15 protein-coding genes are annotated in these 20,812 nt (G+C 70.5%); 9 read left to right on the forward strand and 6 right to left on the reverse strand.

All coding sequences use genetic code 11. From position 1 onward, the window contains the following. Positions 1-24: 24 nt before the first annotated feature. On the reverse strand, positions 25-1,221 hold the full coding sequence (gene dinB, locus C8E96_RS02305) for a DNA polymerase IV (RefSeq protein ID WP_091370273.1): 1,197 nt from the start codon (positions 1,219-1,221) through the stop codon (positions 25-27). 73 nt (positions 1,222-1,294) lie between these two features. Between dinB and C8E96_RS02310 the strand changes: the two genes are divergently transcribed. After that, positions 1,295-2,038 carry a hypothetical protein gene (locus C8E96_RS02310; protein WP_133794123.1) on the forward strand — a complete coding sequence of 248 codons (744 nt, stop codon included), beginning with the start codon at positions 1,295-1,297 and terminating at the stop codon, positions 2,036-2,038. A gap of 1 nt (position 2,039) precedes the next feature. Here the strand turns inward: C8E96_RS02310 and C8E96_RS02315 are convergent, their stop codons facing one another. Continuing rightward, the gene (locus C8E96_RS02315) at positions 2,040-3,278 is read right to left on the reverse strand and encodes an RNA polymerase sigma factor (protein ID WP_091370269.1); all 1,239 of its coding nucleotides are present in this window, start codon (positions 3,276-3,278) and stop codon (positions 2,040-2,042) included. A gap of 42 nt (positions 3,279-3,320) precedes the next feature. Further along, positions 3,321-3,662, reverse strand: coding sequence for a YciI family protein (locus C8E96_RS02320; RefSeq protein ID WP_091370266.1), 342 nt, complete (start codon positions 3,660-3,662; stop codon positions 3,321-3,323). A 279-nt stretch (positions 3,663-3,941) separates the two neighbouring features. Here C8E96_RS02320 and C8E96_RS02325 point away from each other — a divergent pair, with 279 nt between their 5' ends. Both C8E96_RS02325 and C8E96_RS02330 read left to right on the forward strand, forming a co-directional pair. Continuing rightward, positions 3,942-4,133, forward strand: coding sequence for a GNAT family N-acetyltransferase (locus C8E96_RS02325; protein ID WP_091370265.1), 192 nt, complete (start codon positions 3,942-3,944; stop codon positions 4,131-4,133). A gap of 26 nt (positions 4,134-4,159) precedes the next feature. After that, positions 4,160-4,510, forward strand: a complete 351-nt coding sequence (locus C8E96_RS02330; RefSeq protein ID WP_091371324.1) for a RidA family protein — start codon at positions 4,160-4,162, stop codon at positions 4,508-4,510. 22 nt (positions 4,511-4,532) lie between these two features. Here the strand turns inward: C8E96_RS02330 and C8E96_RS02335 are convergent, their stop codons facing one another. After that, entirely contained in the window at positions 4,533-7,514 is a 2,982-nt protein-coding gene (locus tag C8E96_RS02335) for a glycine--tRNA ligase (protein ID WP_091371323.1), read from the reverse strand. 60 nt (positions 7,515-7,574) lie between these two features. On the opposite strand from C8E96_RS02335, the gene C8E96_RS02340 reads away from it, so the two are divergent. Continuing rightward, entirely contained in the window at positions 7,575-8,327 is a 753-nt protein-coding gene (locus tag C8E96_RS02340; RefSeq protein ID WP_091370262.1) for a thioesterase II family protein, read from the forward strand. 267 nt (positions 8,328-8,594) lie between these two features. Here C8E96_RS02340 and C8E96_RS02345 read toward each other — a convergent pair whose 3' ends face one another. Continuing rightward, a complete protein-coding gene (locus tag C8E96_RS02345; protein ID WP_133794125.1) occupies positions 8,595-11,450 on the reverse strand; it encodes a helix-turn-helix transcriptional regulator in 2,856 nt (951 codons plus the stop codon). A gap of 515 nt (positions 11,451-11,965) precedes the next feature. On the opposite strand from C8E96_RS02345, the gene C8E96_RS02350 reads away from it, so the two are divergent. Next, positions 11,966-14,116: a CHAT domain-containing protein gene (locus tag C8E96_RS02350; protein WP_166657855.1), complete on the forward strand. Its 2,151-nt coding sequence runs from the start codon at positions 11,966-11,968 to the stop codon at positions 14,114-14,116. A gap of 2 nt (positions 14,117-14,118) precedes the next feature. Further along, a complete protein-coding gene (locus tag C8E96_RS02355) occupies positions 14,119-15,591 on the forward strand; it encodes a DUF7379 domain-containing protein (RefSeq protein WP_091370256.1) in 1,473 nt (490 codons plus the stop codon). Here the strand turns inward: C8E96_RS02355 and C8E96_RS02360 are convergent. Next, on the reverse strand, positions 15,588-16,328 hold the full coding sequence (locus C8E96_RS02360) for an SDR family NAD(P)-dependent oxidoreductase (RefSeq protein ID WP_091370254.1): 741 nt from the start codon (positions 16,326-16,328) through the stop codon (positions 15,588-15,590). The genes C8E96_RS02355 and C8E96_RS02360 overlap by 4 nt on opposite strands. A 281-nt stretch (positions 16,329-16,609) precedes the next feature. Between C8E96_RS02360 and C8E96_RS02365 the strand changes: the two genes are divergently transcribed. From C8E96_RS02365 to C8E96_RS02375, 3 genes are read left to right on the forward strand one after another with little or no spacing between them, the layout of a single operon-like run. Continuing rightward, on the forward strand, positions 16,610-18,010 hold the full coding sequence (locus tag C8E96_RS02365; protein WP_091370252.1) for a family 2B encapsulin nanocompartment shell protein: 1,401 nt from the start codon (positions 16,610-16,612) through the stop codon (positions 18,008-18,010). Between the two features lie 37 nt (positions 18,011-18,047). Next, entirely contained in the window at positions 18,048-19,442 is a 1,395-nt protein-coding gene (locus C8E96_RS02370) for a family 2B encapsulin nanocompartment shell protein (protein ID WP_228769666.1), read from the forward strand. Positions 19,443-19,502: 60 nt separating this feature from the next. After that, positions 19,503-20,543 (forward strand): family 2 encapsulin nanocompartment cargo protein polyprenyl transferase, encoded by a 1,041-nt coding sequence (locus C8E96_RS02375; protein WP_091370250.1) that lies wholly within the window; start codon positions 19,503-19,505, stop codon positions 20,541-20,543. The last annotated feature ends 269 nt before the right edge of the window (positions 20,544-20,812 follow it).

Raw genomic sequence — 20,812 nt, forward strand, 5'->3', positions numbered from 1 at the left:
CCCAGGACAACACACTTAGACAGATCAATCAGGCAGCAAAGGCACCGAGATCCCCGGGTCCCGGCCCAACAGCACCGCCCGCGTCACCGCCACCGAGCCGAAGCGGTCGCGTAAGCCGTCGATCGTCACATCCAGTTCCGAGGTGTCCGATGCCTCGAAGGAGAACGCCAGCTGCACCGCGCTGTCCCGGCTCAGGTTGGCCAGGGTCAAGCCGACCAGGGTGATTCCCTGGTCGTGGATCATCGGCATCGCCGTGCGCAGCAGGGTTCTCGCCGCCGCCATGATCTGGGCGGTGTCGTCCGTCGCCTGGGCGAGGGTGTGTGAGCGGGTGGCTCGGGTGTAGTCGTCGAAACGCAGGCGCAGGGTGACCGTCCGGCAGACGCGTTTGCCGTCGCGGAGGCGTTTGCCCAGGCGGTCGGCGATGGACACCACGGTGGCGTCGAGGTCGGCGTGGGTCCTCGGTCTGCGGCCGAGGGCGCGCTGGGAGCCGATCGAGCGGCGGCGGACGCCGACCCGGATGCGGCGGGGGTCGCGGTTGTGCGCCAAGGCATGCAGGTGTCTGCCGGAGGCGCGGCCGAGCATGGACATCAGCGCCGACTCCGACAAGTCGGCCACCTCGCCGACCGTGGTCAGGCCCAGTTCGTGCAGCTTGCGCGCGGTCACCTTGCCCACGCCCCACAGCCGCTCGACCGGCAGCGGGTGCAGGAACGCCAACTCACCCTCCGGTTCGACGACGAGCAGTCCGTCCGGCTTGGCCACCGCGCTCGCCACCTTGGCGAGGAACTTGGTGCGGGCGACGCCCACGGTGATCGGCAGGCCGACTCGGCGCAGGACCTCCGCGCGCAAGCGGGTGGCGATCTCGGTGGGAGTGCCCGCGATCCGCCAGAGCCCCGCGACATCGAGGAAGGCCTCATCGATGGAGATGCCCTCGACCAGCGGCGTGGTGTCCCGGAAGACCTCGAACACCGCCTTGCTCGCCTCCGAGTACGCCGACATCCGCGGCGGGACCACGATCGCCCGCGGACAGAGCCGCCGCGCTTCGGCACCGCCCATGGCGGTGCGGATACCGAAGGCCTTCGCCTCGTAGCTGGCCGCCAGCACCACCCCGCCCCCGACGATCACCGGCCTGCCGCGCAGCCACGGCTTGTCACGCTGCTCGACCGACGCGTAGAACGCGTCCAGGTCGGCATGCAGGATCGTCGCGCGGCTCGACACGAACATATGTTCGCATGCCCGGCCGACAATCTCGAATAGATCACAGTCCACACACACCTATTGCCGATAGGTTGGGGCGGTGTCATTCCCCGAATCCTCATCCGGGCGCCGGGCGACGCCGACGTTCCCGCCCCGGCCCCTCGATGACTCACGCACCCCTTCGCTGATCCTGAGCGCACTGCCCGACGTGCTGCCGGAATCGCTGCGCCGGGAGGAGCCGACGCCCCCACCGCGCCGCACCGGTCCGAGTCGTCCCGCGATCATCAAGATCGTCGCCGCTGTCGTCCTCGTGGCCACCCTGGTCGGACTGGGTGTCTGGGCGCTGACCGACTCCGAGCCCGCGCCGCCCGCTCCCGTCGCCCAGCACGAGTTCACCTTCACCCGCGCAGCCGAGCCCGCGGCCGCCGTCCTCGACAGCGACTGCGCGGACCACGCCTACGGCCAGACCAAGCGCTTCCTGGCCACGACCGCCTGCCAGCAGCTGACCCGCGCCCTGTTCACCACGACGCTGAGCGACGGCCGCGTGGCCTACAGCTCCGTCGCCGTCGTGCGCATGCGGTCCGACGCCGACGCCACGGCCCTGTTCGAGCTGGTGCGCAAGGACAACACCGGCAGCATCGCCGACATCGTGCGTGATCGCGCCGCCACGGCCCCTGGGCTCGACCGGCTCAGCAAGGGCGGGTTCGCCGCCGACAAGCACGGGAACGACGTCGTGATCGTCGAGAGCGACACCGCCACGAAGGACTCGGATCCCGAGGCGCACCGCAACGAGCTGAAGCGGGTCAGCCGGGACGCGCTCCGGTTGGGCCGCGATCTGAAGTAGGTCAGCTGACTTCCGCCAGGCGCGCGGCGAGGAAGGCGCGTTCGGCGTCGTTGTCGGCCAGGGCGATGGCGACCTGGTAGGCCTCCGCCGCTTCCCCGTTGCGCCCGAGCCTGCGCAGGAGGTCCGCCTTGGTGGCGGGGAGGTAGCGGTAGCCCGCCAGCCTGCCGTCGCTTTCCAGGGCTTCGATCTCGGACAGCCCCACGGCCGGGCCGAGCACCATGGTGAGGGCGATCGCGCGGTTGAGGGCGACCACCGGTGACGGCCACACCTCCATCAGGGCGTCGTAGAGGGTGATGATCTGCGGCCAGTCCGTGTCCTCATACCGCTGGGCGGTCGCGTGCAGAGCGGCGATGGCCGCCTGCAGGGCGAAGCGGCCCGGGTGACCACCGCGCAGCGCGTCGAGGACCAGGCCGTGGCCTTCCTCGATGGCGTCCTGGTCCCAGGCGGTGCGGTCCTGTTCCTCCAGGAGCAACAGGCGGCCCTCGGCGTCGGTCCGGGTGGCCTTGCGAGCGTCGGTGACCAGCAACAACGCGAGCAGGCCCCACACCTCACGTTCGTCGGGCATCAAGTCGCGGAGCATCTTGGTGAGGTCCAAGGCGCGCTCGACCAAGTCGGCGCGGACCAGCTGGTCACCCGAGGGCGCGGTGTATCCGGTGGTGAAAAGCAGGTGGATGACGGTGAGGACGGCGTCCAGGCGGTCGGGGAGTTCCCCGGCCGCGGGAACCCGGTATGCGATGCGGGCGGCGGAGATCTTCTTCTTGGCCCGGGTAATCCGCGCGGCCATCGTGGCCTCGGAGACCAGGAACGCCTGGGCGATGTCGGCCGTGCTGACCCCGCACACCAGGCGCAGGGTCAGCGCGACCTGGGCCTCACCCGCCAGCGCCGGGTGACAGCAGGTGAAGATCAGCCGGAGCCGGTCGTCGGGGATGGCGTCCCCGGTCGACTCAGCGGAAAGGTTCACGTCGGCCTCGTCCGGTTCCACGAGCAGGGGAAGCTTCGAGCGGAACACGTTCTGCCTGCGCAGCGCGTCGAGGGCGGTGCGCTTGGCGACGGTCGTCAGCCAGGCGCCGGGGTTTTCGGGCACGCCGTCACGCGCCCAGACCCGCAGCGCGGTGGCGTACGCCTCCTGCACGCATTCCTCGGCCAGGTCCATGTCCCGGGCGACACGCGCCGTCGCGGCGAGCACGAAGGCCCACTCACGACGATGCGCGTCCGCCACCGCGCGCTCGATCTGGGTCATGCGGCGGAGGCTACCGGCTTGATCACGCCCCGTGGGGAACGATCATTCCGCGGGCGGCTCGAAGATCGGCCGCACCTCGACGCCGCCACCCGGTGCGGTCGGGACCAGCTTGGCGATCTCCAGGGCCTCGTCCAAGTCGTTGGCCTCCAACAGGAAGAAGCCCGCCAGCACCTCCTTGGCCTCGATGAACGGCCCGTCGGTGATCGCGCCGCCGCGAACCGCCGTGGCCGTGGTGCTCGCCTGCAATGCCTGCGAGTTGAGGATCCGAGTCCCGCGCTTCTCGATCTCCTTGCTGAAGACGTCGATCGCCGCCAACTCGGCCTCGGTGATCTCCATCGGGTCGGCGGGCGCGGGCGAGTAGAGCAGGATCGCGTACTGAGCCATGGCGGGCTCCCCTTCCAGTTCTCTTGTTCTCATACGGACGACGAACGGGCGAGGCGAGAATCGACAACTTCCCCACCAAGATTCTTACCCGAACCACCTGCCGCTCCCGGTCGGAGACCACCGCGAAGCGTCCCCGCAACCGTTACGCCAGGCTGGGAACGACCCCGCCTCAAGCGACAATGGTGCCGTGCCACCTCTCCTTGACCCCGTGGCCGAGTCCCTCACCTGGATCCGCCACTGGCCCGACCGGTGGCGGCAGGAGACCGGAGCGGGCTGGGCGTGCTCACCACCTGGGTCTTCGACGAGGCGGGGTTCCACCGCGTGGAGGTGCACCATTCCGCTGCCAACCCGCCGTCATGCCGGGTGGCGGAGCGCGCGGGGTTTCCGCTGGAGGGCGTCATGCGCAGGCAGGCTCTGCACACCGACGGCCGGCATGACATGCACCTGCACGCCCGCGTCAAGGACGACTGAGGCCCGGATCGAGTTGAATGGACCGCATGAGCGATGCCGTGTACTCGATGAGCCGGGTGGCCACCGGACCGACGCTGTACGTCGCGGGCCAGGTGCCGTCCACCGCGGATGGTTCGGTACCCGAGTCGGCGGCGGAGCAGACCGGGGTGGTGCTGGGCAAGATCCACGCCATCCTCGCCGAGCACGGGGTGGAGTGGGGTGCGGTCGTCAAGCTCACGTACTTCCTGCGCGACCTTGGCGATCTCGCCGCGGTTCGTGAGGTTCTCCGCGAGGTCATCCCGCATCCGCGGCCCGCGGCGACGCTCGTCGAGGTCAGCGGGCTGATCGACCCCCGGTACCGGGTCGAGATCGACGCGGTGGCCGATCTCGGGGCCTGATCAGCCTCGTGCCCCCTTGGGGCTAGCCCTCCAGGCTCGTGGTCAGCGCCTGCCAGTCCAGGACGGGTGCGGCCAGGTCGCGGATCGAGGCGAGCAGGCCGAGACGGGCGGCGCGGATGGCCGGGTCTTCCGCCATCACCAGGATCTCGTCGAAGAACGTGTTCACCGGGGCCGTGAGCACCGACGCCGACTCCACGAACGCGGCCAGGTCCGATCCCGCCGAGCGCGCCTTCACGAACGCCTCGTGCAGCGCCAACTCCGCGGGCTCGACCAACGCGGCCGGGTCGTAGGACGACGCGGTGTCGGCCGGGACGATCCGGCGGACCCGCTGCAGGGCCGCGGCCAGTGCGGCGAAGTCCGGGTCGGTGACGCGGGCCGACAGCTCGGTCAGGGTCTCGTCGGCGGCGGCCGGGGCATGGGCCAGCGGGATTACCGCGGCCACCAGGTCATGGGCGTTGCCCGCGTCGAGCAGGTGCTGCTCGTAGCGCTTCACCACGAACTCGGCGACGTCGGCGAGGACCGCGTCGGAGACCTCGATGCCCTGGGCGCGGACCCGGTCCGCGGCGGCGGCGAGACCAGCCGGAATGCTGATCGGACGCAGCACCGGGTGGGCCCGCAGGATCGCCACGACACCGGCGGCCGCGCGGCGCAGGCCGAACGGGTCGGAGCTGCCGGTGGGCTTGGCGCCGATGGCGAACAGGCCCGCCAGCAGGTCGAAGCGGTCGGCGAGGGCCAGCAGCGCACCCGGCACCGTGGACGGGACCGCCCCGCCACCGCCGCGCGGGAGCTCCATGTCGAACAGTGCCTGGGCGACAGCTTCGGTCTCGCCGGAGCGGCGGGCGTACTCGCGGGCCATGGTGCCCGCCAGGCTGGTCAGCTCGATGACCATCTGCGAGCCGAGGTCGAACTTCGCCAGCGCCGCCGCGCGGGCCAGTGTCTCGGTGTCCTTTTCGGACAGATCAACACCGCGGGCCAGTTCCTGGGCCACGGCACCGATCCGCGAAGCGCGCTCGGCGACCGAGCCGAGCTTCTCCTCGAAGGCCAGCTTCGCGATCCCGGCCTTCATCTTGTCGAGCGGGGTCTCCAGGTCGGCGCGCCAGAAGAAGGCCGCGTCCTCGTAGCGGGCCCGCAGGACCGCCTCGTTGCCCGCGCGCACCTTGTCGTGGTCGCACGATCCGTTGGCCACGGCCACGAAGTGCGGCAGCAGCTCACCTGACGCGGCGCGCACCGGGAGGTAGCGCTGGTGCTTGCGCATGACCGTCGTGAGGATCTCGGCGGGCAGGTCGAGGTAGCGCTCCTCGAACGAGCCGAGCAGCGGGTTGGGCTCCTCGACCAGGTTGGTGATCTCGTCCAGCAGCGCCGACTCGCCGTCGACGTCGATGGTGCCGCCGACCGTCGCGGCAAGTTCCCGCGCGGCGGCGATGATCTGGGCGCGACGCTCCGCCTGGTCGACCACGATGCCGTGGGAGGCAAGGAAAGCCGGGTAGTCCGCGGCGGAGGCGACAGCGACCTCGGACTGCGCGGCGGTGCGGTGCACCCGCGTGGTCGAACCCGCGACGAGCGCGGATGCGACCACGGGGACGGGCGTGTCGCCGAGGAGCGCGACCAGCCAGCGGACCGGGCGGGTGAACGACAGCTTCGGGTCGTTCCAGCGCATGTTCTTGTCCGAGCGCAGCTCGGAGACGACCTCGCCGAGGATGCCGCTGAGCACCTCGACCGCGCCGCGGCCGATGTCGGTCTTGGTGATGCCCACGTAGGTCACACCGTCGACGTCGACGCGCTGCAGCGTGGCCGGGTCGACGCCCTGGCCGCGGGCGAACCCGGCGGCGGCCTTGGTCGGGTTGCCGTCGGCGTCGAACGCCGCGGACTCGCGCGGGCCGCGCACGGTGCGCTCGGCGTCGGGCTCACGGTCGGACACGCCGTCGACGACCGCGACGACGCGGCGCGGGGTGGCGTAGGTGGTGATGTCGCCGTGCACGAGTCGGGTCGCGGCCAGCTTCTCGGTCAGCGCGCGGCGCACGGACTCGGCGGTGCGGGTGACCTCGTGCGGCGGCAGTTCCTCGGTGCCGATCTCGAACAGCAGTGTGTGCTCACCGCTGACCTCGGCGAACTCGGTCGGCGCGGGCGCCGCGGCGGGCACCTCGGCGGTGCCGAGCGGGTGGCCCAGTTCGGTGCGGCGCTCGGCCCACAGGGCGGCGACCTCGCGGGCCAGGCCACGCATCCGGGCGAAGGCCTTCGCGCGCTCGGTGGTGCTGACCGCGCCGCGCGCGTCGAGGATGTTGAACGTGTGCGAGCACTTGAGGACGTGCAGGTGCGCGGGCACCGGCAGGCGGGCGTCGAGCAGCCTGCGGGCCTCGGCGGCGTACTCCTCGAACAGCGTGCGCTGGCTGTCGACGTCGGCGTCGTCGAGGTAGAACCGGCTCATCTCGTACTCGGCCTGGCCGAACGCCTCGCCGTAGGAGATGCCCGGCGCGTAGGCGAGGTTCGCGAAGTGGTCGACGCCCTGCAGCGCCATCATGATCCGCTCGACACCGTAGGTGATCTCCACCGACACCGGGTCCAGCGTCATGCCGCCGGCCTGCTGGAAGTAGGTGAACTGGGTGATCTCCAGACCGTCGAGCCAGACCTCCCAGCCCAGACCCCAGGAACCGGTCGCCGGGTTGGCCCAGTTGTCCTCGACGAACCGGATGTCGTGGGCATGGATGTCGATCCCGAGCGCGGTCAGGCTTTCCAGGAACAGCTCCTGCGGGTTGCCCGGGTCCGGCTTGAGCACCACCTGGAACTGGGTGTGGGTCTGCAGGCGGTTCGGGTTCTCGCCGTACCGGCTGTCGTCGGGCCGGACACTCGGCTCGACGTACGCGACCCGCCACGGCTCGGGACCGAGGACCCGCAGGATGGTCGCCGGGTTCAGCGTCCCCGCACCGACCTCGGTGTTGAACGGCTGCACCACCATGGCGCCGCGCTCGGTCCAGTACTTGGTCAAGGCGAGCAACGCGTCCTGCATGGTCAGCACAGTGGGTACCTCATCTACAAGCCTGGCGGGGATGCGGGCAGTCTAGTTGGTATGCCGTTACCGACTGACGACCTGTGGGTCCGCGGATTCCATCCGGCCCCCGCCGCGGCCCACCGACTGGTCTGCCTGCCGCACGCGGGTGGCGCCGCGAGCTACTACTTTCCGCTGTCCAAAGCCCTCTCACCGGACGTCGACGTGCTGGCGGTGCAGTACCCGGGACGGCAGGACCGAGCCGCGGAACCCCTGGTCGACTCGGTGCACGAGCTGGCCGACCGGCTGGCCGACGTGATCGCGCCCCGGGTGGACCGGCCGCTGTCGCTGTTCGGGCACAGCATGGGGGCGGCGGTGGCGTTCGAGCTGGCGTCGCGGCTTCAGGAACGGGGAATCACCGCTCACCGGTTGTTCGCCTCCGGCAGGCGCGCTCCCTCTCTGGTGCGTGAGGGCGAGCGGGTTCATGAGGCCGATGACGCGGGGGTGATCTCGGCGATGAAGCGGCTCGGTGGGGTCGATACCGCGTTGTTTGACGTGCCTGAGCTGGTGGAGTTGATTCTGCCTTCGGTTCGGAATGACTTTCGGGCGGTGGAGACTTATCGGGCGCGTTCTGGCCCGCCGCTCGATACGCCGATTGTGGCTTTGACTGGGGATGATGATCCGACTACGTCGGTTGAGGAGGCTCGGGGGTGGGCTTCTCATACGAGTGTTGGGTTTTCTTTGGAGGTTTATTCTGGGGGGCATTTCTTTCTCAATGAGCATATGGGGGCTGTTGTGGGGCGGATTCGGGTTGAGCTGGGGGTTTCTCCCTAGCCTGGTCCTGGGCTCGCCGGCCGACTTCTGACTGGGGGCCTGTTTGGGTGGTTCGCCTTGATTTGGGGACCCCGGAAATGGGCCTGCGCGGGTAAAGCGGGCAGGATAGGGAAACTGCCCCGCGCGCGAAAGTTTAGGCCCATTTCACCCCAAATCAAGGCGAACCACCCAAACAGGCCGTTTTGTTCAGCCTGTTGCGTTTTGGGATTATTGGCGGGCCGAGTAGGAGCTGAACCCGCCCTGTCGGGCGGGGGTTTGCGAGACCTTCTATCGGTCGTCCTGGGTTTGCAGTTGCCGTGGCAGGCCTGTCGGAAGGTCTGTTCTGCGGGTGACCTTCAGCTTCTTGTAGACCCTGGTCAGGTGCTGTTCCACGGTGCTCACCGTGATGTACAGCTTTCCGCCGATCTCCCGGTTGGTGTGGCCCAACGCGGCCAGTACCGCCACCCGACGCTCGGCTTCGCTCAGGACGTCGAGGCTGGGGCGGTCCGGTTCCGGCATTCGGTGCTCGTCGTTCGCGCGGCCCGGTAGGAGAGTGCGGCTCAACGGTTCTGCCTGGCAGCGCTTGGCCATCTGTAAGGCGCGGCGGGCCACTGCCCTGGCTTTCTCGGCCGCTCCGACCTCACTGTGGGCGTGGCTCAGGTCGGTGAGGGCCCGGGCCAGCTCGAAGCGGTCGCCGCTGAGGTGGAGGGAGTCCACGGCTTCGGCCAGGACCGACACGCGGTGGGTGGGGTCGACCGTGGCGGCCAGCACCCGCAGGGCGATGCCCCTGGTGCGGGGGCCACGGCAGCCCGGGAGCGCGAGGTGTTCGGACATGAGGCCGCGTGCCGCCTCCCGGTTGCCGAGGGCGACCAGAGCCTGGGCCGCGCCTGCGCGCCACGGGACGAGGGTGGGGAGGTCGATCGACCAGGCCCGCAGCAGCTCACCGGCGCGCTGGAACTCGCCGAGGGCGGCGTGGGGGCGGTCGGTGGCCAGATAGTGCAGTCCCCGGGCGTAGAGGTATTGGACGCCGAACTGGGTTTCGAAGACCGGTTCCGGCACCGGCTGCCGCAGCAGGTCGGCGGCTTGCTGGTGGTCGCCCATGGCGGTGGCGGCGCTGACCCGGGTCGCCAGGAGCGAGCCGATGGCGACGCCCCAGCTCTGGGCCGACAGACCCTCGGTGGCGATCCGGCCGTACCTCGCGGCGGCGGGGAGGTCACCTTGACGCAGCGCGATCTCGCCGCGCACGCCGTTGAGCACGGCCTGCCAGGTGACCGACCTGCGCTTGGTCGCCTCCGTCAGCAGGGACGCGCACCAGGTGGCGGCGCGGTCGACGCGGTCGGCGTGGATCAGGGCGGCCAGGGCCGACACCTGGGCGCCGAAGGCCTGCTCGCCGAGCCGGCAGCTGCGCAGGATGTGCTCCGCGTCGGTCGCGGTGCGCGCGTCGGACTCCCCCGCCCTGATCCGGTCGAGCAGGGCGCCCGCGCGGCTCCACGGGTCGTTGCGGCCGGACGGCTTGGGGAGCACCTTGATCCGGGCGCTCGCCACCGGGTTGACGAACGACAGCCAGCCGACGACGAGGCCGATGTGGCCGGACTTGGGCTTCTCACCCGCCGCCACCGACGCGGCCAGGCCCGCGAGTGTGCCCGCCAGATCCTCGGTGTGGCCGGACCAGAACAGGTGCTTGGCCAAATGCACGGCGTTGTGGTCGGCCAGGGTGCCCCGGGCCCGGGCGTCGAGCAGCGGGGTGAGGTGGCGCAGCGCGGCGGTCGGGTTGGACCGCCACTCGACGCGCAGCAGCTGGGTGACGATGTCGGCATGCTCGGTCTCGTCGGCGCAGCAGCGGGCGGCGAGGTCGAGCCGGGCGACGGCCAGGTCGAGCCGGTCGGCGGCGAGGGCCTCGCGGGCCGCGTGCCGCAGGACGCTGACGGCCCAGGTCCCGTCGGGTTGGTCGGCGGCGACGAGGTGGTCGGCCACCTGGGTCTCCGAAGCGCCCTCGCGGTGCAGCAGTCGGGCCACCCGCAGGTGCCGAGCGGCGCGGTCGGCGGGGGCCAGCCCACGCAAGACCGCGGCGCGGGCCACCGGGTGGCGGAACCGGCCGCCGTCGAGCAGCCCGGCGGTCTCGAGCACCTCGAGTACCTGGGCGGCGGCGTCCGCGCCCATGTCCAGCAGCTTGCCGACCATGGCGGGCGTGCCCGCGTCGCCGAGCAGCGCCAGCCCGCGCGCGACTTCGAGCATCGCCGGTTCCCAGCGGTGCAGGCAGGCGATGACGGCCTGGTCGTAGGCCTGGCCGACGGCCATCTCCTTCTCCCGGCCCGCCCCGGACCGCACCTCGGCGCGGTAGTCCTCGATCAGGGCGTGCGCGAGCAGCGGGTTGCCGCCGCTCAGCGCGTGGTGCACGGGGGCCAGCGCCCGGGCGGTGACCGGGTCGAGCTCGGCGCGGATCAGTTCCTCGACACCGCGCTTCGACAGCGCCGCGAGCCGCAGGTGCGTGGTGTTGGGCTGGCGGGTCACCTCGGCGCGGAACACCGCGCGGGCGGGCCGGGGCAGCGCCCACTCGGTCAGGACGATCATGACTCGGGCGAAGCGCATCCGGCGCAGCACATAAAGCAGGGCCTGCAGGGACGGCGCGTCGGCGAACTGGACGTCGTCGACGGCGACGACGACGGGCTGCCGCCTGCCCGCCTCCGTCAACGCCGCGCAAAGGCCCTCCAGGACCACCGCGCGTGACCGGCCGACCGACACCTGGTCGGGCCGCACCGCGGAAGGATCAGCCATGGCCGCCGCGAGGTCGTCGCCCGCGAGCAGGCAGGCGATCGTCTCGGCCACGGCCTCGGGTAAAGCGGGGCCGCTGAACAACTGCTTCAGGACGCCGAACGGCAGGCTGTGCTCGGCTCGGGAAGCGGTGGCGGTCAGCACGGTCGCGCCCTTGCCCCTGGCGTGTTCGGCGAAGGTGTGCAGAAGTTCGGTCTTGCCGCTGGCGACTCCGCCGCTGACCAGCGCGACCTGCCCCCGATCGCGTGCGCACTCGGCGAACAGCCGATTCAGCGTTTTCAGTTCCTCATTGCGTTCGACCAGCGCCATCCCGTCGCCCTCCCCTGCGAGGGACGCGGCCGGGCAGCCCGCGCAAGAGCCCAGTCGCGTCACTCATCGTGACCATATTTTGCCGTTGCCCCACGGTCGACCCTGAATCTAACGGCATTTCCGCGCATTGTGGAAGGTTCGCCAAGTGAAGGCTGGAACAATGCGAGGTCCAGCGCCCGCGCCAGGGCCAGGGTGACCCATTCGGCCCATCACACTGGCCCCGAAGCGGGACAACACCAGTCAGGTTTGCGGGTCCGCAAGGGCTTTCGCCGACAGATCGACACCCGATGACGCGACCAGGGACCGGTTACTCCACATGGGAACGACCGTTGGCCAGTTTCCAACAGCAAACCTCAAGAAGAGATCAAGTCCGGTGTGGACAGGGTTGCTGCATCCGGCTCAATGGGACACCGAGTGGCCTATCGCGCACCATGGTTGCGCCTTTTAGTGGCCGGACTTTGCTCACTGTGTGTAAGTGGTGCCGGATCGCGATTCGTCACTTTGGGGGGCACACCCGAGGGCCCACGAAGGTCACGCGACTGACTACGTTGACGACTAACGGTGTGGAAGGGTTCGTGATGCGGCATTCGGAGCGGGAGCAGCTGATCAACGCGCTGGCCACGCCTGCACGGCACGCCGACGCGGCCGCGATGCTCCGCTCGCTGCCCAAACTCGGCTGGCTGTCCGCGCGGCGGGCCAAACGGCTGCGCCAAGCCGTCCTCGACGCACTGGCCCGCGACGTCCCGGCTTGGTCGATCGTGGCGATGCTCGGCGGCCACGACACGGAGGTGGTCGTGGCCGCGATGGCGCCGCTGGTCACCGACGGCCCCGATCCGGGCATGGCCGCGCATCTGCTGCTCACGGCGCTGCGAACGCGACCATCCGACAGCGTCTCCACCCAGCCCCGGCCCGATGGCGGCCACTGGGGCCAGGTCGATCCGCCGGTCCGGAAGCGTCCCCGGATTCCGCCGCGGGAGCACATCCCGCCATTCGTGACCGAGCGGCCGAACCGAGACCTCACATCGGGCGACCCGCCATCCGGCGGGTGGGGAACGGGCGCGTGGCGGCCACCGTGGCTCGAGCAACCGTCTAAGCACGACCCCACGCGCCCGGTCACGCCCGCCAATCCCCCCGACGACGTCGAGCCCTTCGAGGACTTCTCCCCAGGCCCGCCGAGCGCACGCGAGGTGTGGCCGACTCTGGAGTGTCCGGCGTCGGTCGATATCGACGCGCAGTTCGATCTCACCGTCGGCATCGGCCCGAAACAGGACATGGCCCTGCTCGGCACCGGCCCGATCACGCTGCCGAACAACATGGTGCGGCTGGAGATCGTGCTGATGTACGACCCGACCGCGTTCGCCCCGGTCGGGTGGTCGAACCCGGTCGTCCTGACCGTCGACGCCGAGAACCCGTATCCGGTGGCGACCCTGCGGATGACCGCGCTGCGCGGGGAGAGCCTGCGCTCCCGCCGCGACATCGGCGCGTCGTTCTACGTCGACGGCGGGCTGCGCGGATACGCCTCCCGCGCCATCGAGGTCACGGGCACGCCGTCGGGCACCGTGCCGCTCTTCGGCGGCGCGATGCTCGACATCGGACCCCTGCTCAAGCACGAGGCGCCGGACCTGGTCGTCGTGGTGGAGCGCGGCGAGGACCTGCGCGGCCAGACCCTGCTGTGGAGCACCAGAAGCTCGGTTCCCGGCGTCGCCTCCGCGCCGGGTCCGTACCGCAGCGAGATCGGCGAGGACCCGGCGGCCTTCGCCCGCCGCGTGCGGCTCGACGTCGGCGCGTTCGGCGGCGACGCGCGCGGCAGCACCCTCAAGCTGATCGGCGTCGGCCGGACCATCGCCGACCACATCCCCGACGAGGTCTGCGCCGCGCTGACCGCGGTGAGCACGGCCCGCGCCCCGGCTCCCGCCACCGTGCTGCTGCTCAGCTCCGAGCCGCACGTGCCCTGGGAACTGGCGGTTCTCGACCCGCCGCCCGCTGAGGGCAGCCCGTTCCTCGGCGCGCGCATGGCGATCGGGCGCTGGGTGCTGGCCCGGAAACGGCCGCGGCCGACCCCGCCGACCGAGGTCCGCGCCGACCGGCACATCGTGGTCACCGCCCGGTACGAAGGCGTGCCCGGGTGGGCGCGGCTGCCGTTCGCCGAAGCCGAGGCCGAGCGGCTGCGTCTCACCTACCCGCCCGCCGTGGAGGTCCAGCCGCTGCACTCGGCGGTGCTCGACTGCCTGGAGGCGGGGCCGGACGGCGGTGTCCTGCATTTCGCGCTGCACGGCAAGTACGACCCCGAGAACGCCCAGGACGGCCTGGTCCTGCTGGCGCCGTCGGAGGCCAACCCGGACCGGCTGGTCCCCCGGTTCCTGCAGCCGGACCAGGTGTCCGCGATGGCGTTCAGCTCCGCGCCCTTCGTCTTCCTCAACGCCTGCCAGGTCGGCGCCGCGGGCGAGGTGCTCGGCGACTATTCGGGGCTGGCGAAGGCTTTCCTCGCGGCCGGCGCGGCGGGCGTCGTCGCTCCACTGTGGAATGTCAACGACGAGGCGGCCAGCGCGCTCGCCGACGCCTTCTACCAGGACGCCTATGGGCCGCAGGCGTTGGCGCCCGCGGAGATCCTGCGCCGGGCCCGCGCCGAGGTCTCCCGTGACCACTACCCGACCTGGCCCGCGACCACGCTGGCCTACCAGTTCTTCGGACACCCGCGGCTGCGGCTGCGGCGCGATCAAGGGGCATGACCATGGCTGAACCGCTGCGGCCGGACGGAACCGAGGTGCGGGTGGGCGACGTCGTCGTCGTCTCGCCAGGGCTCACGGGGCAGGTCGAGGTGCTGCTGCCGGGCACCGACGGCATGCGCGGCGCGGAGGACGCGCGGCTGGCGCTGCTGCGCGCGTTGGCGCGCTGCGACTTCACCGAGCAGCTCTCGGTGCGGGTGATCGACCCGGTGGAGGTCCCGGAACTCGCCTCCGGCGCGAGCCGGTCGACCAGCCTCGGCGAGCCCGCGATCAGCGTCGAGGTCCCCGGGCCCGGGTCCGGCCTCGGGCAGGTCGTGCTCGCCGCGGACGAGGAAGGCGCGCTGAGCTGGCACCTGCCCGACGACGTGCCGCCCGACGAGGTGCCCAGCCGCGGCGGCGACCGGCGCACGTACACCTTCCGCCGGGCCGTCGCACCGCCCGCGGAGCCCGGTGGCTCCCGCGGGCTGATCGGGGCGGTCGGGTCGAAGTTGTTGAAGGTCCTGGTGTTCCCGCTCATCGACCCGGTGCTGGGCAAGGTCGGCGATCACTTCGCCGGGCGGTGGGAGCAGAAGAACCGGAATGTGCGGCTGCGTGACTTCGTCGACCACCGGGTCGCGGAAGCGGGTCCGGTCGACTGGCAGGCCCTCGGCGCCGGTCCCGCGCTGCTGTTCGTGCACGGGACCGCCAGCCAGAGCCACACCGGATTCCACGGCGTGGCACCGGAGACGCTGGGCACGATCTCGGCCCGGTACGGCGGGCGGGTGTTCGCCTTCGACCACCACACGCTCTCGGTCGACCCGGTGGCGAACGCGCGCTGGCTGGTCGAGCAGATACCGGCGGGGGCCGGGCTGACCGTCGACATCGTGGCGCACTCCCGCGGTGGGCTGGTCGCGCGTGCGCTGTGCGAATTGGCCGACGAGGTCGGCCTGACCGCGGACCGGATGACCGTGCGCACGCTGGTCATGGTCGCCACGCCCAACGCGGGCACGCCGCTGTGCTCGCCGACGAACATCACTGCCTGGCTCGACCGGATGACCAACCTGCTGCAATGGGTGCCGGACAACGGTCTCACCGACGCTCTGGACATTGTCCTGACGGTCGCCAAGCAGGTCGCTGTCGGCGCGTTGCGTGGTCTGGACGGGCTGATGGCGATGGACCCGAAGGGGCAGTTCCTGGTGGAACGCCTCAACAAGCCCGCTGAGCACACGGTGACCTACCGGGCGGTGGCGTCGAACTACGACCCGGTCAAGGGCTCCGGGCTGCTGCGCAGCGCGCGCAACGCCTCGACCGACGTGGTGTTCGGGCTGGTGCCCAACGACCTGGTGGTGCCCACCGAGGGCGTGTTCGCGGCCAACGGCGCGAGCGCGTTCCCAATCGCGGAGCCACAGGTGTTCGAGGCGGCCGACGGCATCGACCACAGCGGCTTCTGGCCGGACGCACGACTCGTCGCCGCACTCGACCGCTGGCTGGTGGGCTAACGCGGCATCTTGCGCCACAGTGCGCGCGGCAGCACTCGCATGATCCCGAAGATCGGCCGTAGGACGGCGGGAACCCACACCTCACCGCGCTTGCCGCCGAGCGCGCGCACGGTGGCGGCGGCGACCTGGTCGGGAGTGCTGGAGAACGGCGCGGGCGACATGCCGTCGGTCATCCGGCCCACGACGAAACCGGGGCGGACCAGCAGCAGCCGCACGCCACTGCCATGCAGCGCGTCGGCCAGCCCGGAGGCGAATCCGTCCAGGCCCGCTTTCGCGGAGCCGTAGACATAATTGGCCCGCCGGACCCGCACACCCGCCACCGACGAGAACACCACGACAATGCCATTCCCCTGTTGTCGCAAAAGGTTTGCGATATGGGTCAGCACGCTGACGTGCGCCACATAGTCGGTATGCACCACGCGGACCGCGTGCGCGGAATCCCGCTCGGCGACTTTCTGGTCGCCGAGGATGCCGAAAGCCACCACGATCGTGTCGATCGGGCCGTGCGCGCGGGTGATCTCCGCGAGCAGCGGTTCGTGCGAGGCGAGATCGTCAGCGTCGAACTCCACCCGCTCGACTGTCGTCGCGCCGGCCGCACGCAGGGTCGACTCCTCGACGTCGAGATCGTCGCTGCGGCGGGCGGCCAGCACGACCGTGCGCGTGCCGCGCTCGACCAGCCGCCGGGCGACGGCGACGCCTATCTCACTGCGGCCACCCAAGATCACCAACGGTCCCATTCCGCCAGTCTGCCTGGGTGCCCGCGGGCGCGACACGCCGGGCGGACCGGACGCGCCGACATGATCGAGTGAAAGATCGACTTTCGACTACTCCAAGTCGATGATGAATACCGCATCGAGTGGACTTCATCGGGTTATCACCATCCCATTCGGGGACTGTCGGGTGACTACGCCCCGGTGCTAACTTCGAAAACGTCGGCAGCCCAACAATTCGGACCGACGTCCCCCCGCACACCTCATTCCATTTCCCATGCCCTGAACAAGGATTGGCGGTACCAGTCGTGACCGAGACAGTGCATCCCCTCAACCCTGCCCGGCCGGAGGCCGCACAGCAGAGCTTGAGCACTGCGGCGGCGCGCAACCTCGCGACCACAACGAAATCCGCGCCGCAGATGCAGGAGATCACCTCGCGGTGGCTGCTGCGCAAACTGCCGTGGGTGCAGGTCACCGGTGGTACGTACCGCGTCAACCAGCGGCGCAGCTACACCGTGGGCGACGGCCGCATCGCCGTCGACCGGTCCGGCGCCACGGCCCGCGTCGTCGCGGGCGACCTTCGCGAGCTGGCCTGCCTGCGCGACTTCGAGGACGAGGACGTGCTCGGCGCGCTCGCGGGCCTGTTCACGCAGGAGGAGTACGCCGCGGGCGACACCATCGTGGAGTGGGGCCACGCCGAGGACCGCTTCCTCGTCCTCGCGCACGGGCGGGCCGAGCAGCGGGCCGCGGGCGAGTACGACGACGAGGCCGTGGTGGGCGTCCTCGCCGACGGCGAGTACTTCGACCAGTGGGGCCTGGTCGACGAGCGAATCTGGGACTACAGCGTCCGTGCGGTCACCACGTGCACCGTGCTGGCCCTGCGCCGGTCGGACTTCCAGGCGCTGGCCGACCGCGCACCCGCCCTGCGGGCGCACCTCGACGCGTTCGCGGCCGACGACGCGCAGGGCCGCGACGGCGAGGTGCCGATCAACCTCGCGGCGGGCCACACCGGCGAGGTCGAACTGCCCGGCACCTACGTCGACTACCAGGACGCCCCGCGCGAATACGACCTCAGCGTCGCCCAGACCGTGCTCAAGGTCCACACCCGCGTCGCCGATCTCTACAACCAGCCGATGGACCAGGTCGGCGAACAGCTCCGCCTGACCATCGAGGCGCTGCGCGAGCGTCAGGAACACGAGCTGATCAACAACTCCGACTTCGGCCTGCTGCACAACGCCGACGCCAAGCAGCGCATCCACTCCCGCACCGGGGCGCCGACTCCCGACGACATGGACGAGCTGCTCGCCAAGGTGTGGAAGGACCCGGAGTTCATCCTCGCCCACCCGCGCGCGATCGCCGCGTTCGGCCGCGAGTGCAGCAAGCGCGGGATCTACCCGGCCAGTGTCGACATGAACGGCCACCAGGTGCCGTCCTGGCGCGGCATCCCCGTGTTGCCCTGCAACAAGATCCCGGTCAGCGACACCCGCACCACGTCGATCCTGTTGATGCGCACGGGCGAGCAGAACCAGGGCGTCGTCGGCCTGCACCAGACCGGCATCCCCGACGAGTACGAGCCGAGCCTGTCGGTCCGCTTCATGGGCATCGACGAGAAGGCGATCATCTCCTACCTCGTCAGCGCCTACTACTCCGCCGCCGTCCTCGTCCCCGACGCGCTCGGCGTACTCGACAACGTCCAAATCGGCCTCTGACGACTCTCGACCCGAACCACGATTGGCGGATCACCACGTGACCGGCGTACTCGACCCTGCGGCTACAGCACAGCAGAGCCTGAGCACCAACGCGGCCAGGCAACTGGCCACGACCACCAAGTCCGTCCCGCAGATGCAGGAGATCACCTCGCGGTGGCTGCTGCGAATGCTCCCGTGGGTGAACGCCGCGGGCGCCGCCTACCGGGTCAACCGGCGCCTGAGCTACACCGTGGGCGACGGGCGGCTCACCTTCACCAACGTCGGCGCCACGATCAGCGTCATCCCCGCCGAACTGCGCGAACTGCCGCTGCTGCGCGGCCTCGGCGACGACGCCACCCTCGACGCCCTCGCGGGCCGGTTCGTCCAGCGGGAGTACGCCGCGGGCGAGAACATCGTCACCCAGGGCACCCCGGCCGACGCGGTCCACCTGATCGCGCACGGCAAGGTCACCAAGAGCGGCACCGGCCACTACGGCGACCGGACCGTGCTGGCCGTGATGGCCGACGGCGAGCACTTCGGCGACGACGCCCTGCTCGATTCGAGCGCGGCGTGGGAGTTCACCGTCACGACGGACACCGCGTGCACGATGCTTTCCCTGCCCCGCCAGGAGTTCCTGGCGATGCTCGAACGCTCCGAGCCGCTGCGCGAACACATCGACGCGGTCCGCGCCAGCCCGACGGCCGCGCAGAACAAGTACGGCGAAGCCGAGATCGCGATGTCCTCGGGCCACACCGGTGAGCCGGACCTTCCCGGCACGTTCGTCGACTACGACGGCGCGCCGCGCGAGTACGAACTCAGCGTCGCCCAGACCGTCCTGCGCGTGCACTCGCGCGTCGCGGATCTCTACAACGACCCGATGAACCAGGTCGAGCACCAGCTCCGGCTGACCATCGAGGCGCTGCGCGAACGCCAGGAATACGAGCTCGTCAACAACCGCGACTTCGGCCTGCTGCACAACGCCGACCTGCGTCAGCGCATCCACACCCGCGCGGGCGCCCCGGGTCCCGACGACCTCGACGAGCTGCTGTCGCGCAGGCGGCGGTCCAACTTCTTCCTCGCCCACCCGCGCGCGATCGCCGCGTTCGGGCGGGAATGCACCAAGCTCGGGCTCTACCCGTCCACAGTGGAGGTCCAGGGCAGGCAGCTGCAGGCCTGGCGCGGCGTCCCGCTGCTGCCGTGCGACAAGATCCCGATCAGCCCCACCAACACGACGTCGATCCTGGTCATGCGCACCGGCGAGTCCGACCAGGGCGTCATCGGCCTGCACCAGACCGGCATCCCCGATGAATACCAGCCCGGCCTGTCGGTCCGGTTCGCGGGCATCAACGAGAAGGCGATCATCTCCTACCTCGTCAGCGCCTACTACTCCGCCGCCGTCCTCGTCCCCGACGCGCTCGGCGTACTCGAGAACGTCCAGATCGGCCTGGGCTGACCGGGCACGACCCAACATAGCGTCCACAGTGGACCATTAACGAGGAGATCCGCCACCACAATGTCCACCACCGAGGTGATCACCGGCTTCCGCTCCGCACGCGAGGTGCTCGCCCAAAGCCGAAGCCTGTTAGACCCCGCTCTGCGCGCCGCCGTGGACACGCTCCCCAAGTCCATGCGGCGGATCGCCGGCTATCACTTCGGGTGGTGGGACGAGCACGGCTGGGCGACGACCGCGGACGCGGGCAAAGCGGTCCGCCCGGCACTGGTGATGACCGCGGCGGAGGCGGTCGGCGGGTCGGCGGCCACGGCCGTCCCCGCCGCCGTCGCGGTCGAACTGGTGCACAACTTCACCCTGCTGCACGACGACGTCATGGACGGCGACCGGACCCGCCGCCACCGCCCCACCGCGTGGAGCGTCTTCGGCTTGGGCCCGGCCATCCTGGCGGGCGACGCCCTGCTGACGTTGGCCTACGACGTCTTGGCGGCCAGTGAGCACCCCCGGGCCCAGGAGGGTTCCCGCCTGATGTCGGCGGCCGTCCTCGCCGTCCAGGAGGGCCAGGCCACCGACCTGGCCTTCGAGAAGCGCGCCGACGTCGACCTGGCGGAGTGCGTCCACATGGCCGAAGGCAAGACCGGCGCCCTCCTCGGCTGCTCCACGGCGTTGGGCGCCTTGTTCGGCGGCGGCACCCCCGCCCAGGTCGACAACCTCCGCATCTACGGCGTACGCCTGGGCCTGGCTTTCCAGTTGGTGGACGACCTGCTAGGTATCTGGGGTGACCCAGCGGCCACCGGAAAGCCGGTCTACTCGGACCTCGAGAACCGCAAGAAGTCCCTCCCCGTGGTCGCCGCCCTGGCCTCAGGCACCCAGGCCGCCCGCGAACTGGCAGCCCTCTACCACCGCCGAACCCCCTTGTCCCCCACCGACTTGGCACGCGCCGCGGACCTCATCGACCAGTCAGGCGCCCGAACCTGGACCCAAACCCACGCCGACGACGTCCTCGCCGAAGCCTTGGACCACGTCCGCAGCGCAGGTGTCACCCCCCGCTCCACCGCCGAACTAGATGCGATGGCCCACCTCATCGGTCGCCGAGACCACTGAACCGTGGAGAGGTTGGAGCGGTTGGAGCGGGAAGATCCGGCAAGAGCGCACCGGCGAGAACTTGACTGACTTTGGGACGGCAAACGTTGGCACCCAAAGGTGATCGAGGTCGACCGACGGTGGGACCAGCCAATTCCGGCGCAGAACCAACTGCCCCACCCACAGCATCACTCGCAGGTCACCCACAGCCCCACCCGCAAGTCACCCGCAACCCCACCCGCAGATCACCCACATCCCCACCCGCAAGTCACCCACAGCCCCACCCGCAA

This window comes from Actinokineospora alba (assembly GCF_004362515.1).
Lineage (GTDB): Bacteria > Actinomycetota > Actinomycetes > Mycobacteriales > Pseudonocardiaceae > Actinokineospora > Actinokineospora alba.

Coding starts and splice junctions, on each gene's coding strand:
- dinB (WP_091370273.1), bottom strand. CDS start 1,221: ATGTTCGTGTCGAGCCGCGCGACGATCCTGCATGCCGACCTGGACGCG.
- C8E96_RS02315 (WP_091370269.1), bottom strand. CDS start 3,278: ATGACCCAGATCGAGCGCGCGGTGGCGGACGCGCATCGTCGTGAGTGG.
- C8E96_RS02320 (WP_091370266.1), bottom strand. CDS start 3,662: ATGGCTCAGTACGCGATCCTGCTCTACTCGCCCGCGCCCGCCGACCCG.
- C8E96_RS02330 (WP_091371324.1), top strand. CDS start 4,160: ATGAGCGATGCCGTGTACTCGATGAGCCGGGTGGCCACCGGACCGACG.
- C8E96_RS02335 (WP_091371323.1), bottom strand. CDS start 7,514: ATGCAGGACGCGTTGCTCGCCTTGACCAAGTACTGGACCGAGCGCGGC.
- C8E96_RS02340 (WP_091370262.1), top strand. CDS start 7,575: ATGCCGTTACCGACTGACGACCTGTGGGTCCGCGGATTCCATCCGGCC.
- C8E96_RS02350 (WP_166657855.1), top strand. CDS start 11,966: ATGCGGCATTCGGAGCGGGAGCAGCTGATCAACGCGCTGGCCACGCCT.
- C8E96_RS02355 (WP_091370256.1), top strand. CDS start 14,119: ATGGCTGAACCGCTGCGGCCGGACGGAACCGAGGTGCGGGTGGGCGAC.
- C8E96_RS02360 (WP_091370254.1), bottom strand. CDS start 16,328: ATGGGACCGTTGGTGATCTTGGGTGGCCGCAGTGAGATAGGCGTCGCC.
- C8E96_RS02375 (WP_091370250.1), top strand. CDS start 19,503: ATGTCCACCACCGAGGTGATCACCGGCTTCCGCTCCGCACGCGAGGTG.